General features: G+C 37.3%; 1 pseudogene. It reads left to right on the top strand.

Annotation, left to right across the window (positions count from 1 at the left end):
* A pseudogene (locus SB775_RS30990) lies at positions 1-260 on the top strand (FAD-binding protein); the annotation flags it as partial.

The raw sequence follows: 260 nt of genomic DNA, 5'->3' as shown, positions 1-260 counted from the left end.
ATGCATTTAGCACGTATTTCTGTTGCCCCAAATTCATTTTTAAAAGAAATGTATGTAACAGATTATGTACTGGCAGAAGATCAACAGAAGCTGGGAGAGTACAGCAAATCAAAAGAAGAAAAGATTATAGCTGCGCCGAAATTCTCACTTGGGTTATCACGTTATAGTGACTGGGGAAAGGGCGCATTTTGGGATATACAAAGAAGTTATTTTGAACGTACAGATGGTAAGTACGAAACTCGAAATAACGTAATGAGATC

Source organism: Peribacillus sp. SIMBA_075, from assembly GCF_046534585.1.
This window is presented reverse-complemented; position numbering and strand designations above follow the sequence as displayed.